Origin of the sequence: Myroides fluvii (assembly GCF_009792295.1) — a bacterium.
Lineage (GTDB): Bacteria > Bacteroidota > Bacteroidia > Flavobacteriales > Flavobacteriaceae > Flavobacterium > Flavobacterium fluvii_A.
The window spans coordinates 1,556,960-1,571,992 of the sequence record NZ_CP039934.1 but is presented as its reverse complement, the minus strand read 5'-3'; the positions used below and the strand labels follow the sequence as shown (position 1 = coordinate 1,571,992).

8 protein-coding genes are annotated in these 15,033 nt (G+C 38.3%); 4 read left to right on the top strand and 4 right to left on the bottom strand.

Going from position 1 to position 15,033, the window contains the following annotated elements; genetic code table 11:
• Position 1: 1 nt before the first annotated feature.
• A complete protein-coding gene (locus tag FBR08_RS07150; RefSeq protein ID WP_158962099.1) occupies positions 2-2,071 on the bottom strand; it encodes a site-specific recombinase in 2,070 nt (689 codons plus the stop codon).
• Positions 2,072-2,151: 80 nt separating this feature from the next.
• On the opposite strand from FBR08_RS07150, the gene FBR08_RS07145 reads away from it, so the two are divergent.
• Positions 2,152-2,622, top strand: coding sequence for a CYTH domain-containing protein (locus tag FBR08_RS07145; RefSeq protein WP_158962098.1), 471 nt, complete (start codon positions 2,152-2,154; stop codon positions 2,620-2,622).
• A 123-nt stretch (positions 2,623-2,745) separates the two neighbouring features.
• Here the strand turns inward: FBR08_RS07145 and FBR08_RS07140 are convergent, their stop codons facing one another.
• The 3 genes from FBR08_RS07140 to FBR08_RS07130 all read right to left on the bottom strand — a co-directional run bounded on the left by FBR08_RS07140 (position 2,746) and on the right by FBR08_RS07130 (position 12,669).
• Positions 2,746-10,920: a fibronectin type III domain-containing protein gene (locus FBR08_RS07140; protein WP_158962097.1), complete on the bottom strand. Its 8,175-nt coding sequence runs from the start codon at positions 10,918-10,920 to the stop codon at positions 2,746-2,748.
• 715 nt (positions 10,921-11,635) lie between these two features.
• On the bottom strand, positions 11,636-12,145 hold the full coding sequence (locus tag FBR08_RS07135) for a septal ring lytic transglycosylase RlpA family protein (RefSeq protein ID WP_158962096.1): 510 nt from the start codon (positions 12,143-12,145) through the stop codon (positions 11,636-11,638).
• 98 nt (positions 12,146-12,243) lie between these two features.
• A complete protein-coding gene (locus FBR08_RS07130) occupies positions 12,244-12,669 on the bottom strand; it encodes a hypothetical protein (RefSeq protein WP_158962095.1) in 426 nt (141 codons plus the stop codon).
• Between the two features lie 511 nt (positions 12,670-13,180).
• Here FBR08_RS07130 and FBR08_RS07125 point away from each other — a divergent pair.
• The 3 genes from FBR08_RS07125 (at position 13,181) to FBR08_RS07115 (ending at position 14,982) form a co-directional block, all read left to right on the top strand.
• Positions 13,181-13,771 carry an ATP-binding cassette domain-containing protein gene (locus FBR08_RS07125; RefSeq protein ID WP_158962094.1) on the top strand — a complete coding sequence of 197 codons (591 nt, stop codon included), beginning with the start codon at positions 13,181-13,183 and terminating at the stop codon, positions 13,769-13,771.
• A gap of 178 nt (positions 13,772-13,949) precedes the next feature.
• Complete coding sequence (locus FBR08_RS07120; RefSeq protein WP_158962093.1) at positions 13,950-14,126, top strand: hypothetical protein; 177 nt, start codon at positions 13,950-13,952, stop codon at positions 14,124-14,126.
• A gap of 61 nt (positions 14,127-14,187) precedes the next feature.
• Positions 14,188-14,982 carry a GLPGLI family protein gene (locus tag FBR08_RS07115; RefSeq protein ID WP_233266278.1) on the top strand — a complete coding sequence of 265 codons (795 nt, stop codon included), beginning with the start codon at positions 14,188-14,190 and terminating at the stop codon, positions 14,980-14,982.
• The last annotated feature ends 51 nt before the right edge of the window (positions 14,983-15,033 follow it).

The window sequence follows — 15,033 nt, the reverse complement described above, 5'->3', positions numbered from 1 at the left end:
CCTACTTTTTATCTGGTGTTTTTTCTGATACTATAACGGTATTTCCTGTTGGAATGAAGAATTCCATCGGAAAGCTCTTAAAGTATTTCAACACAGCCCAAGCAAGTTCTCTCGTTTCTGTAAATGGTATATTTCTAGAGCGGAAAGCCAAGAGAATAGACAGACCGAAACTAACAATAAAGTTCATAAATCCGATTAACCACATGCCTATGAAAGCCCATACTAACATTGAAGTAGGTGCTTCAAATCCCGATCCGTAGAACCCGATTGCGATATTTCCACTGACAAAGGTAATGTGTCGTATATCGATATCTAATCCGATAAAAGTTCCAATAGCCCCACAGGTTCCCATGAATAGACCGAAACAGATATTGGACGCAATTCCCGGCCATTTGGAATCTACCCAATTGGCAATTTTTGTAGATCGTTGAATTCCAAAATTATACTTTAACCAGGGATGTTCTTGAATGCGGTAAAAAACGCGGTTGTGTTTATTTCTATTGGATACATTACCCGATATAATTCCTGACAAGAATAAGAAAATACCTGCAATACCCGCGTGAAACAAGGCTTTCGATTCGATGGGATCAGCGTCAATTAACATGCCTTTCCACTCTTTTTGCGCAATATTCACATCAAACACAGAATCAAACCCCCACATCAACAACAGCGCAATAGGGAAAGCTAAGATTACGTTTCCTATAAAGGCGATAAACTGGGAGCGCACTAATCGCGCAAACAATTTGGCAAAACCAATGTGCTTATCTACACTGTCCACATGTTGTTTTTGTCCGTCTTCGATTGCTTTAATAATCGCCGCTGCCGTCATGGCAGGCTGTTTCGTTGCCAAAGTAAAACCAAGCAAATAGATTAAACAGAATCCCAAGGCATAGTTCAAGCTATACAACATCGCATGTCCAAAAATACTAGCGTCCAATTTATGAGCTAATAACTTCAGGATACACATAAATCCTACAATAATACCCGCTCCCATGGCTCCTCTAAACATATGCCAATACTCTCCTGCGGTTTTAGTGATGTAGTGCTCTCCTGTTTTGGCCGTATGTTGCGTAATCTCATACGATATAAGTTGCGTACTCTCCTTAATCAGTCCAGAAACGTTGTATTTGTAGCAATTATAGTCTATCAATTTACGCGCCAACCGAATGGTGTTCTTTTTCTGCTCTAAAGCGGTAGCTTCTCCTTCAATAATAATCAGTGAGAGCAAAACATCCACGCGTTGCAATTGCTGTCTTAAGCGCAGTAAACTTTGGTTAACTTTAATGGAAATTCCATACTTGGAACTATTCTTAAAGGCTTGATTGACAAAATCTAAACACTGTTTGTGAAATATTTTTATCTGTTTACAGTTAATATCACTAAGTGTCAAATAATTAATATTCCCTTTTAGGATGCCTGATGCCACCTCCATAAACTCTTTTTCCAAAGCCAAGAAAGGACTCTCAAAGTGAGAGTATTCTGGCACCATGCTGATAATAGCACTTTCCATGGCTCTACCACTCATCCGTTGGGTAATTAACCCAATAGAGTTCAACAACTCACCCATCACCGATTCATCGGATATATCGGTAAAAATATCAACAAAATTCAGTTGATCGAATAGTTCTAACAGTTGTTCTTCTGGAATCAAATCAACCCATACAGCATCTGTATGTTTGTGGAATACTTGATTTAAAACATATTCATAGGTGTCTTTTTCGGGTTGATAGGGTAAAATTTTAGCCCATAAACGCTTTTTAACCTCGTAGAAAAAATCGGAATCTTGTAAAATACCTGCGTCTGAAATCATACGACTGAAACGTCGATTAGCGAGTATTTCATTTAAATATTCGATCAGAGCTAGTCGTTCGACTTCGTGCGTTTTTAAATAAGATGTAAAAGAATCGATGGAAACTCGATTCGTTTTTTTTATATTTCGCGGTCGAAAAATATGTACAAGATCGACTAAAAATGAAATATCTTCACTTGTATATATTTTACCATCAACTACATATTTATTAAAAAGCTCCTCAATTCCTTGAGGTGATTGCAATATGTATCTTAATTTCATTTAAAAATGTATTTTTTTCTTAACAGTTGAATAGAAATAACTATAACTTGGCATAAATTTACGTCTTTATTTTATACCTCATGATTGAAATCGAAAGAAAATTTCTTACAAAAAGCGCAAACTTTGAATCTTTAGCTCATTCAAAGTACACCATTGCACAAGGCTACCTCAACAGCGATGCTAACCGAACCGTCCGCATACGCATAAAAAATGACAAAGGATATATCACAGTAAAAGGGAAAAGCAACGATTCAGGCACTTCGCGTTTTGAATGGGAAAAAGAAATAGACTTTCAAGAAGCCGAAGCGTTATTGAACTTATGTGAAGATTATATTATTTCCAAAACACGATACCTCATTCCTGTAGGTTCTCATCACTTTGAAGTAGATGTTTTTCACGGTAAGAACGAAGGTCTTGTTGTAGCTGAAGTAGAATTACAAGAAGAGCATGAAGCCTTTGAGAAACCTGAATGGCTGGGAGAGGAAGTAACTGGGCAATTGAAATATTATAATTCCTATCTATCGAATCACCCTTTTACTACATGGAAATAACAAACAAGGCATGCATAGTCTGCAGCTATATAAAAAACAATACCCCCATTAACACTTGATTAATGAGGGTATTTGTCACATGGAAATCAACAATTTAAAAGAAATAACACTCGGTTATCTAGTTTATCTATTTATTTGAATCCATCCTGTACGCATTTTTCCATTTGTTACTACAAGGTAATAATAGGTACCGGAGGGTAAATTATTTCCTCTTTTATCTTTACCAGCGAATTCATCCGTATAGAAACCATTAAAATTAAATACTTCAATGCCGCTTCTATTGTAAATTTTCAGGTTGCTAACACCGTATTTCGATAAATCCAAGCGGTCATTGATTCCATCTCCATTGGGAGAAAATCCTTTTGGCAGTGGACACTCTTCATAGGTTACTCGGAAGCTCGATTGGTCAAAACACGCAACTTTATCTTTACTTGTTTGAGCATAGATATAGATTACTTGGTCCTCTACAATCTTGTCTCCTGGTTGTAACGCTCGTCCTTGCCCATTTGGTTCGGTAAAGTATTTATTTCCACTAGGCAGCGGTGGCAAAGTATAGATTTCACAATACAGCTGTTGATCTTCGATTACAAAAGCGGGAACTAACTCCAAAATTTCAATCGTAAATTTACTTTGATAAGAACATCCTTCTCGAAGCGCATAGACATACAATTGGTGTTTTCCTGCTTTATCAAAAACAGCTCCCCCATCAAATTGCTCGCCTTGTCCATAAGGTTCCGTAAAATAGGCTTCTCCTTCTGCTAATTCTGGTAGAACATAACTTTGACAAGCGAGAATTGACTCTACTTTTGTGGCTGCTAAAATCTTATTGACCTGTAAAGAGAAGTTAGTATAGGTAAAGCAATGGGTATTTTTATTTTCCATCTTCACGTATAGCACCGTTGGCTCTATGGCTGTAGTGGTATACATCGAAGGCAAAGGATTTACATTGGCCAATAAATCTTCTTCTGAAGCAAAATAACTTAGAGCAAAATCCTCTGCTTTAAACTTCCCTAACGCCTGTTTGTCATTTTGAGTCAAATCGTAGGTATAAGCAAATCCTGGTTCTCTATTACAAGTGTAAAGATTCTGTGGTTTTGTGATGGGGTGCTTCTCTTTAATAAAGTGAAATTCTTTATCAATGATTTGCTCTTTGCCATTACAGTGTTGATACGTAATACGTCCGGTATAAGTTACCGTTTGATCGATCGTGACATTGATATCCTGTTGATCAGTTAAAAATTCCCCATCTTTCAACCAACTAAATTCTGCAATGGATTCACCACTTGGCACAAAACGCCAAGCCTCATTGGCTGCAGTCCAAGTGCCTACATTTCGATTCGGCGGAACTGTTGCTTCTGTTCCTGTTGCATTTTGAATTCCCACAACACCTAATCCGCCGTTGAAATTGGCACAGCTAGGTCTATTTTTGATGTAGACTTCAATAATATTGGTTCCTTCATACAATACAATTTGAGACGTTTGTGTTGTCCCCTCAATATCATTGACATCATACGGACATCTACTTTTATCATACAGCCCTAAATGGTAAATATTGAAGACTAAAGCACGACAAGGGAAGGTTCCTAGTACTTGGTAATTAACCGAATAATCCGCTGGTGAATTGTTTGGAAATAAGTCCTGCATCACACCAAAAATACTATTTACATAGGGTATTGTATTGGCATTCGCACTATTAGTTGGCAATTGAACTCCAGGGTTCATCGCATATCCCGATGAAGAATCCGGAGCATACAATCCATTTTCAGCATGTCCACGAACGCTAAAAGTAATCATTCCGTTGGTGCCAATTAATACCTTATTATACGACTTGCCATAGAAACAGAAATCAAATCCTAAATCAATCACTTCAGACCAATGGTCATCTTTAGTTAATGGAATTAAGTTTCCTCCAATAAAAGGGAAAGGAGGTTTATATTCAATTGCTTCTACTGTATATTCCGAAGTATTTTTGATATCATAGTAGCTAGCAATTAATTCTAGATTAACATTCTCGTCGCCACAAATGACATAGCTTCCATCCTCCGCTTGTGGAAGGTCAATAGGTTCTACATCAATATTTGCACACCCTGGAGGATTAAAGAGGTTAAATAAAACCGCAGGGCTCCAAGTTCCTTTTTCTATATCTGAACAGATAGCACGTACATATACATGATAAAAGGCTCCTTCTACTGCTTCTCTGAACACATAGCGTGGAGTATTTTCCACCCGAATACCAGCGGTTAATGGGGTTGGATCCGGTTGATTCGACGCTACGATATAGATTTCCCATTGTTGTTCTTGTCCAAGGGGCGTCCATGTAATCTCAATATTCGAAGAATTTGAAACTCGAACGGCTTCTACATCCGCCACATCTTTACAGGTAAATGGTTTAATCAATAAATTGTCAATTGCAGCGGGGGGTTGCTCTCCACTGCGGTTATCTTGTTGCCATTCAAAAACGATTCGCACATCTTGTCCTGCAAATGCGGTAATATCCATTCGAGTTTGGAATCTTTGGAAGTCACTGCTATTGAAAAAACCTCCTTCACGAATCGAAACCGCTTGGCTAACGCTAGACATACGCACCCCTGCTTGAGGGACATAAGACATCGGAACAATCCACGCTGTCATATAATCAACGCCAATATTTCCTCCTGTTCTTCTGTCATATTGCTGCTCTCCTTTTGAACGCCAATCAAAACTAATTTCCAATTGATCTAATCCTAGGGGGATATGTACATTCTTATACGCGTGTATTACTTGCTCTTTATTTAGTGTATACGCGTTATTCACACCATTGTTATTGGTGATATACAAGGCCTTCTGTCCTCCGTTATGCACAGCGTTACCTACCACCCATTGATTTGGCAATGCGGTTGTTACTCCTATTTTCAAGGTGTCTTCAAAATCCTCAAAATGAGGTAATGGAGTAATAGAAATAAGAGGCGTAGTTGCGATAAAGGGTCCCGTCCATAAGCTTGACTCACTATTACTACAAACGGAGCGAATCCAAACATAATACATCGTACCTTCTTCTAAATTGGAAAACGTATAATTGGTTTCTGTTGTGGTATGTGTCGGTATGGTTGTATCATGAACTACTGTATTTAGATCGGTTGTTAAAAACAAATCATACCCTGTCTGCTCTGTTTCCCCCGTCCAACGCATATCAAATGCTTGATCGCGTATTCCTTCGATTACTACCGCTGTTGGAGGTAGACAACTCTTGATAAAAAATTCGATATTGTCGATAGCCGCGGCAGGATTTTCACCACTACTAGTGTCTTGGGTCCATTCAAAAATAATACGCATCGTACGACCAAGATAGTCTCGAGCGGGAATTGTAATATGTTCGGCTGCAAAAGTTCTACTTCCTGAATAATATTCTCTTCCCAATCGCACGGCATTGCGGTTATCACCTTGTACAAGTACACCTGCACGTGGTGTATAGTCCGCAGATACCAACCAAACACGGAAATTGTCATAACTTCCCTCTCCAACATTGCGCCAGTCAAAATTCAACATCAACTCCATTCCCGTTGCAGGAATTGCAAAATCTTTATAAACATGAGAGGTTTGTCCTCGACCAGGTACCGTATGCAAATACTGATTGCTAACGCCATTATCATCGGAAATATACAAAGCTTTTGTTCCTCCATTATTCACGGCATTGCCAATGATCCACTTGTTGTGGGTATCATTGCGATATCCAAAAACGGGATTTTGTTCAAAATCTTCCGTATACGGCAATGTAGCAGGGTTTAATTGTGTTTGTACAACAATAGGCCCTACCCAAAAACTCTTGTCTCGCCCACAAACCGAACGAACCCAAAGACTATAATACGTTCCTTCTGTTAAGTTAGCGAATACAAAGTTGGTATCCGTTGAACGATGTGTTGCTGCCGTGGTTGCTATAGGCATTTCATCCGTGGTTGACGCATATAATTCATAAGAAGAGGCACCACTACCCGTCCAGGTAGTTGCAATCGTACTGCTCGTTACCTCTCCTGCAACAAAGTCTCTTGGTGGACTACAGCTTACTACTTCAACACTCAAATTATCAATTGCTGCAGCAGGTTGATATCCCCCACTAGTATCTTGTTGCCATTGAAACACCAAGCGATATACTTGTCCTTGTATCGCTTCTACTCCAACAACAGCATTTTCTCTGCTAAATTCGGTCTGTTGATTGAACATTTCACGTCCTACAAGAATGGCTCCTGCCACGTTTCTTGCAATCGTTCTTCCTCCTGTAGGAATATAAGTTGTAGGCACCAACCACACAGTAAAGAAATCATAATCAGCTTCTCCTAGACAGCGCCAATCGAATCCGATAGCTAATTCTCTTGCATCTGCAGGAATAATAATATCTTTATAAGCATGTACCACCTGATTGTAAGCAATTTCATAAGTATTGGTAACACCGCCATCCCCACTAATATACAAGCTATGAGTTCCAGAAGTATGTACAGCTTGTCCGATATACCAACGATTAGTACGATCAGTTGTAAAATCAAAAGTAGGATTAGATTCAAAATCATCCACATAAGGCAAAGCCACGGGAGTATTAGGTAATGTAATTTCTTGTGGGCCAATCCAATCACTTTGATTGGTATCAGAACATGCTGATCTCACCCATACCCAATACGATTGCCCTGGCGTTAATCCTTCAAAAGTATAACGAGTCGTTAACGACTGGTGCGTTGCTGTTGATGTATCCTCTGGGATTGTCGTCTCTGTCTCACTTAAGAATAGTTCATAGCTTGTCGCTACACCCTCCCATTGGGTTTGGAATCCCTGATCAGACCCGTTGCTAATTGTCAAGGCCGTCGGAGCCCCACAGAATGTTGTAGATAGTTTTAAGTTGTCTATCGCTGCTGGAGGGTTACTTCCGCTGTGTTGATCGTTAATCCATTCAAAAATCAAACGCATCGTTTGCCCTTCATACAGCTGCCCATCGATAGAAATGAGTTCTGTTGTAAACACACGTGAATCGGAAAAGTGTTCCCTTCCCAATTGAACCCCTCCACTAGCCGCTGCAGTTATCCGCACACCCGCTTGAGGAGTATACGTTACAGGAACCCACCACACGCTGAGTTTATCATATCGACTTTCCCCTACCCCAATCCAATCAAAGGTAAGCGTCATGTCCATAGCCCCTGCTGGAATAGTAAAATCTTTAAAAATATGTGAAGCGATATCTACAGGCACATAGTTGGAGTATGCATGTGTTTGCCCCCCATCATTGGAGATATACAAGGCTTTTGCTCCTCCATTATGCACTGCATTTCCAATAAACCATTGGTTAATCGTATCATTGCTAATTCCATAAAACTGCTCCGTTTCAAAGTCATCTACAAAAGGTAAATCCGCCGGAATTAAAGTAGTCTGTACTGCTAATGGACCGATCCATCTCGAAGATTCTGTTCCACATGTTGAACGAACCCAAATAAAATAGGAGGTTGCCTGCGTTAAATTTTCAAAGGTATAACTCACCTCCGTCGTTGTATGCGTTGGCGTTGTGATAGCTGTAGGTGCCTCATTTGAAGTGCCTAAATATAGTTCATATCCTTGGACATTCACTCGTTCTTGCCATGAAACCGCAAGAGTATGAGCAGTAAAAGCACCCAACTCTAAGGCTATTGGTTCACTACAGTGTATCGGGTTGATTGCTAAATTATCAATAGCTGCAGGATTTTGACGTCCATCGCGATCATTTTGCTGCCATTGAAAAACAAAGCGCACTGTTTGTCCTTGAAACTGACTAACATCTATATTTTTTTCAAAACGAGTAAATGTATTCTTTAAATACAATTCTTCAGTACTAAGTGCCATTGCTTGTGTTCGACCCTCAAGTCCTTCTCCCGCCTGCGGTGTGTAAGTTATAGGAACCATCCATACACTTAAGAAATCAGCAGGATTATAATTACTCGTATTCCAATCGTACGATTTTTCTCCTTCTGCACGCCAATCAAAACTCACGGCTAACATATCTACATCTTGTGGAATCTCGATATTTTTATAAGCGTGAATGATTTGGCTTCCTTGATAATTATAGGTATTAGTAACCCCTTGATCTTTGGTAATATAGAGTGATTTAGCCCCTCCATTATTTACCGCCTGACCAATATGCCATTGATTGGGTTGAGCATGTGTATACCCCCAATTTCCATTAGATTCAAAATCCTCCGTATAAGGAAGGGGAATACTCGATACTAAAGGTGTTTCGATAAAATAAGGACCCATCCAATTACTTTCCTCTCCTGTTTGACAACTTGATCGAATCCAAGCATAGTATTTAGTTGTTTCAATCAAATTAGTGAAAGTATAGGTTGTTTCATTAGTCGAGGCTAATGGAGGGGTTTCCGCTGTGGGTACCATTTGTGAGTCTGTGGATAAAAACACCTCATAACTTGTACTGTTATTCGATGCAGACCACGAAAAATCAAAAGCTCCGGCTCTGACATTAGAGATACGAGCCTCTAAAGGTGGTATACACTTAATTGCTTTTACAGCTAAATTGTCTATAGCTGCCGCAGGATTACTTCCCTGACTCTCATCGTTTGACCATTCTATGATCAAACGCATCGTCTGACCTGCAAAGGGCACGGCATCCAATACGATTTGCTCGCGTTGAAAATCAGCTTGATTCGAATATCCATCTCGTCCTACTCGTATCATCGTACGATCTCTTTCGTTTATTCTAACTCCCGCTTCGGGTGTAAATGAAATCGGCGCCAACCAAATCTTGAAATGGTCGTAAGAGCGCTCACCAACCCCGCGCCAATCAAAGTCGATAGCTAGTTTTAAGGCATCTGAAGGAATAGCCAAATCTTGATACGCATAAGAGACTTGTCTACTACGTGAATTAGGTTCGTATTGGTTTGATACACCCTGATCTTTGGAGATGTATAGGGATTTACTTCCCCCATGGTTGACAGCACTTCCAACAAACCATTGATTCACCCCATCATTCACAAAACCAAAAGAAGGGTTTTCTTCAAAATCTTCCTCATAAGGCAATGTTTTGGTTAGTAATCGCGTTTCTACTTCAAGGGGACCCATCCAAATACTCGTTTCATCTGCACAGAGCGATCGCGCCCAAACAAAATAGGTCGTAGCAGGTTGTAATTGGTCAACAACTAGATAATTGGTTGTCGCAGTATACGTTGTTCCCTGCGTACTAGCGAATGAAGCCTCCGTATTCACTCGAATTTCATAACGTTGATTGTTGTTTGCAATCCATTCTAAACGCATGGATTCAGCACCAATCGTATTGAGATGAAATTCCATAGGAGGTATACAGGATACTTCTTCCAATTTCAAGTTGTCAATAGCCGCTGCAGGTTGCGCTCCACCACCACTTTCTTGTTGCCACTGAAAGACCAAGCGATAAACTTGTCCTCCCAATTCTTGAACAGGAACAATAATGGTTTCATTCCTAAACACAGGATTATCTTGATAATAGCGTAGTCCGATTTGCCTAACTCCAGTTCTATTAGCGTTAATCGGGGTATGAGCCGTGGGTATATAATCCTGAGGAACCAACCAAACACTCAAATAATCTTCGTCCTGTTCTCCAACAGATCGCCAATCAAAAGAAATGGCAATATTTTCCGCTTGTTGTGGAACGATAAAATCTTTATACACCTGAGACACTTGATCGGAATACAACGCATATTCATTCGTCTCACCGTCATTTTTACTAATATATAACGCTTGATCCGCATCATTTTTTGCACCAGCACCAATATACCATTGATTGGTTCTATCATTGCTAAAGCCAACTAAGGGCGCCTGTTGAAAATCCTCCACATAAGGCAACGCAACTGGCGCCATCGGTAGGTGAATGGAAAATGGTCCAGCCCAATTGCTTTGGCTATTAAAGCTATTTTCACAATTGGATCTTATCCAAACATATACATTCACTTGGTTACTTGGCAGATCCAAAGTCAAAGTGGAAGCTATTGTCGTATGCGTTGGGGTCATAAGACCTCTAGGCGCTGTACTTGTAGAACTCACAACTAAATCATACGAAATAGCATTAGAAATGGCTTCCCAACCTAAAGTATAGGAGGTTAGAGATACATCCCGAAGCTGAATTTGCTCTGGTGAATAACAAAAAGCCAATGGAGCTACTTCACGATGCTCTTTATGTTTCGATACAACTTCGACATCCACTGTCCGAAAACCCAATTTACCCTTACTTCCTTCTGTATTGGCCCATAGGGCTATGCCCCACAAAACAAAACAAAGTAACGTCACTAAAAAGGTATTGCTTACCTTTATCTTGTTCATACTTCTCATGTTTTAATTTAGACCAAATATAAATAGCAATTAAAACATTACAAATTGAGAACAAGAGAACAATACTAACAAAGTCGTGTAAGAATTAAACTAAAAAAACAGAATACACAAAAAGAAAGTGCATTACCTCCCTTTTTTTTATAATAATTTACTATTTATAAGTATAAAATATAAAGTTGTTAACGTTTTACTTTTATTTATTCATCAATAAAACAAAGTACCTAACGAATAAACGATACCTTTTATCTTAAAACAACGGCTGATTGAACAAAGAATACCTGATGGATTAGGCGACGATGTTGCTGTTTCATCCATCCGCTACTCATAATAGAGGTTCGAATACGTCTATGCAGCTAATCTTTTGGTTTGAAACGTCTGTAAAAGAAAGGTTTCTACTCTTACAAAACGATTTTGGAGATACTAATTCCGCCTTATTTTATTCCAAAATAAGAGTTTTCAATTTTTTTTAAAAAAAATCATCTTTTAAACTTTTCGGCAAAGGCCAAAAAAAAAGATGTGCGGTGCACATCCTCGACTTGTGGAAATTTTCCACACTATCCTTACACACTTTTCTACTAATTGAATAACAACACTTTAGGTTTTTATTCTTCTTGAAAAGCAAATGCGGTTATTCAATGGGGCATTTTTATTTAGTTGAAGTAAAGCATTTGGACCATTCTACACAACTAAAAAAACGACTAAACCCTTACTGAATATCTTCTATCATACGTTCTACCTTCACATCTAAGACCCCACGTCCTAAATTATCTGTCAAGTCCATAAACGCTCGTTTTGAAAGATCAACCGTACGTCCTTTGGTGAAAGGGCCACGATCCGTTACAGTCAGCACCACAGAACGTTTATTTTTAAGGTTTGTTACTTTAATCTTTGTTCCGAAAGGCAATGTTTTATGGGCTGCCGTGTATTTCGAATTATCGAATATCTCCCCACTAGCCGTCTTTCTTCCTGAGAATTTATCGTGATAGTATGACGCTTTTGTTTCATCATTTATTACTTCAAATGAATCCTCTTCCACCTCTGCCATTACAATAGAATCTTCCTCAATGATAGGTAAATCTAATGTAGCTACAGTATCTACTACTTGTCCCATACTAACAGCAGCGGGTTTGTTTTTTTCTTTCAGCTTTCCTGCCTCTTCAAAACTCGATAGGGTGAAGATTGCTAAGGCAAAAATTATATATTGAAAATATTTCATGTCTTTCGTTTCTAAAAATAGATACTATTTCAAAACAAGAAGTGTACCAAAATGAAAAAAGAGAGCATGGCTCTCTTTTTGTATCATTTAAGTTGTGATTATGCAAACCAAACTTTCCAAGGAATTCTAGATAAGATTAATACCAAACCAATCGTATAGAAAATAGCGAACATTTTAAATTTCTTGTTGCTATCGGTTGTCTTTTTGTGTTTTGACCATCCAATTGTAATCAGCGCAATTGCAATGATGTTAATTAGTGGGTGCTCTAAAGCGTACAATCTCAAGGTAGAATCTTTCATTGCTACACCAAAGCTCTGTACTAAAGGCGAAACGAAATACAAGATAATCCCTAACAATAATTGAATATGACAGAAGATTAACCCTATCAAACCTAATTTGCGATCTTTCTCTGTAAACTCTTTTTTAGAGCTTAATCCTACAAAAGCATTAATGACTACGATAATCAAAAAAATCAATGCTAAATATGCAACGCCTGAATGCGCTGGCTGTAACATTTTATCCATATTGTTGTTATTAGTTTACTGACAAATATAAATAAAACAATTGAAACTAAACGCTTTGCTTCTGGATTTACATTCTGCCATTTCGATTGGTTTTTTCGGTGTGAAAACCTCAGCATAAACCGTTAATCTAAAGGAAAATATGCAAGTAGAAAGCGCATATACGTTCCTTTTCTTTAGTTAAAATTTGCAATCAAAACGAATTTATCCCGATAAAAACGAATACCTTAGGTTACAATTTGTTCTCTATGGTAAAAACGATTCAAATTCTCTATCCCTACTACCTACTGTCCTTTATAGTGACAGTACCCCTCGCCTGGACAACCGTTATTTGGTGGTGCATCCCGGCCATGCTAGGCACTTTTCTTGCGCTCCTTTATTTTTGGACATTTCGCCAATACGAGCTGTACTTTTTCAAAAACAAAGGATGGCAACCGCGCCATCTTGTCTTTACCTTATTGGGAAGCAACTTACTACTCGCTTTTCTGATTTCCACATTTAAATTGCGCTAACCATGTCAACCTTGTATATAGATAGTCTTGTGTATCAGATCAATCACAAAACGATACTCAACAACATCTACTTTCAAATGCAAACGGGAGAGCTCATTGAGTTAACCGGTTCCAATGGAGCGGGAAAATCAACCTTCCTCGAGGTGCTATTTGGCACCAAAAAACCGCAACATATGCACCTCAAAATCGATCAAAAGCTCATTCGTAATTCCAACCACTTACAACGTTATTTTGCATTAAAACCACAATTTGGCTTTTTCCCCAAACACCTGCGCCTCCGAGCTGTATTGCCCAAACAGTATTGGGAGTGGCCTGATTTTAAAACACAGTTAAACCATCCAATTTCTCATTTTTCAACGGGCATTCAACAGCTTATACAAACGCTATTTGTACTTGAACTACCTCAACCTTTTATTTTATTAGATGAACCTTTCGCGGGGCTATCCCCCATCCTTCAAGAACAGCTTCTTGCTGTTTTACAACAAAAAAACAAGACTAAAGGAATTCTTATCGTCAATCACATCCCCCATCTCTTAGATGAAATTCGAACGCGAGAAGTACAGCTCATCCAGGGCATTCTCCAATCAACTTAAAAAGGCTTTCAAACTAGATTGAAAGCCTTTTTTTTTATAAAATTAACATTTCAAACTCCTATCCCTTAATGCATTAAACATTCAATTATACCTTTTGATTTCTCCTTTTCCTAATTTAATTTCACCTTAAAAACCAACTTAAACCGGGAACAGGGAGAAAATACTGAACAACTAGAAGATGAAAAAAATTGTACTAGTCTTATCGCTTTTTGCGCTATCTACAACAAGTTTCGCCAATTGTTTTCCTGTTTATTTTTCTTGTGGAGGTGGAACAACTTATTGTGCTGAAGAAAATTCTTCATTTGACCAAATTCAAGAAGATGTTGAATATGTAGACCATTATGTCTGCGGGTAAAAACTCGACAAATCCAGCGTGTTTTTACACGCTGTTTTTTTTTATTAACCTTAAATCTACTATGATGAAAAAATCACTTTTAGCAACTCTCGCTTTTATGTTGACCATTTGTTCTTATGCTCAGCAAAAAACAATTATGCGTTATAACTATTCTGGTAAAATTGTCTCAGATAAAACACAACCTCAAAAGATAGACGAAAGCGTATTTATATTAGATATTGATTCTACACAATCCTCGCGTTTTCTCGAATTAGCGCTATTAGAAAGAAAGCGAGGTGCAGCTACTGTAAAAAACCAAGATGAACTCATGCAAATTCTTTCCACTTATCGTCCTAAAACAAATTTTACCGTTTTTTATTCTAACGGAATCTTAGCTAGCACTAGTAAAATATGGAGAACAACCTACATTTATAAAAAATCAATAAACGATCTAATCTGGAAAATAGAACCAGGTACAGAGCAATGGAACAGCTATACTGTTCAAAAAGCGACTACGTTCTTTGAAGGCCGATATTGGAATGTCTTCTTCACTACAGCTATTCCCTTAATTGAAGGGCCTTATAAATTTAAAAACCTACCTGGTTTTGTGGTTAAAGCCTGGGATGATGAGCAACATTATGTATTTGAGCTTCTCAATAATGAAAAAATAAAAATTGACAATTGGGAAATAATAAACCCTAAAGAGTTGGAAATAGAAATCACAGAGGAACAATATGTCAAGGCCTTGAAAATTCAGCAAAACAAAACATATAAAGATAACTTAATTGAAATGAATCCCAAAAATGCTGAAACAGTACCAGCAGAATTTGATGTAAAAATAGGCCTTCGTTCGAATCCAATTTATAAAGTTCAATAAATTAAAAAACAAAAGACTGTTTTTCATTTTATTCTAAACATTCCTTTTTAT

Bases quoted from the DNA above. Each gene is read 5' to 3' on its own strand.
- FBR08_RS07125 (WP_158962094.1), top strand. From the start codon at position 13,181: ATGTCAACCTTGTATATAGATAGTCTTGTGTATCAGATCAATCACAAA.
- FBR08_RS07150 (WP_158962099.1), bottom strand. From the start codon at position 2,071: ATGAAATTAAGATACATATTGCAATCACCTCAAGGAATTGAGGAGCTT.
- FBR08_RS07115 (WP_233266278.1), top strand. From the start codon at position 14,188: ATGATGAAAAAATCACTTTTAGCAACTCTCGCTTTTATGTTGACCATT.
- FBR08_RS07140 (WP_158962097.1), bottom strand. From the start codon at position 10,920: ATGAACAAGATAAAGGTAAGCAATACCTTTTTAGTGACGTTACTTTGT.
- FBR08_RS07135 (WP_158962096.1), bottom strand. From the start codon at position 12,145: ATGAAATATTTTCAATATATAATTTTTGCCTTAGCAATCTTCACCCTA.
- FBR08_RS07120 (WP_158962093.1), top strand. From the start codon at position 13,950: ATGAAAAAAATTGTACTAGTCTTATCGCTTTTTGCGCTATCTACAACA.
- FBR08_RS07145 (WP_158962098.1), top strand. From the start codon at position 2,152: ATGATTGAAATCGAAAGAAAATTTCTTACAAAAAGCGCAAACTTTGAA.
- FBR08_RS07130 (WP_158962095.1), bottom strand. From the start codon at position 12,669: ATGGATAAAATGTTACAGCCAGCGCATTCAGGCGTTGCATATTTAGCA.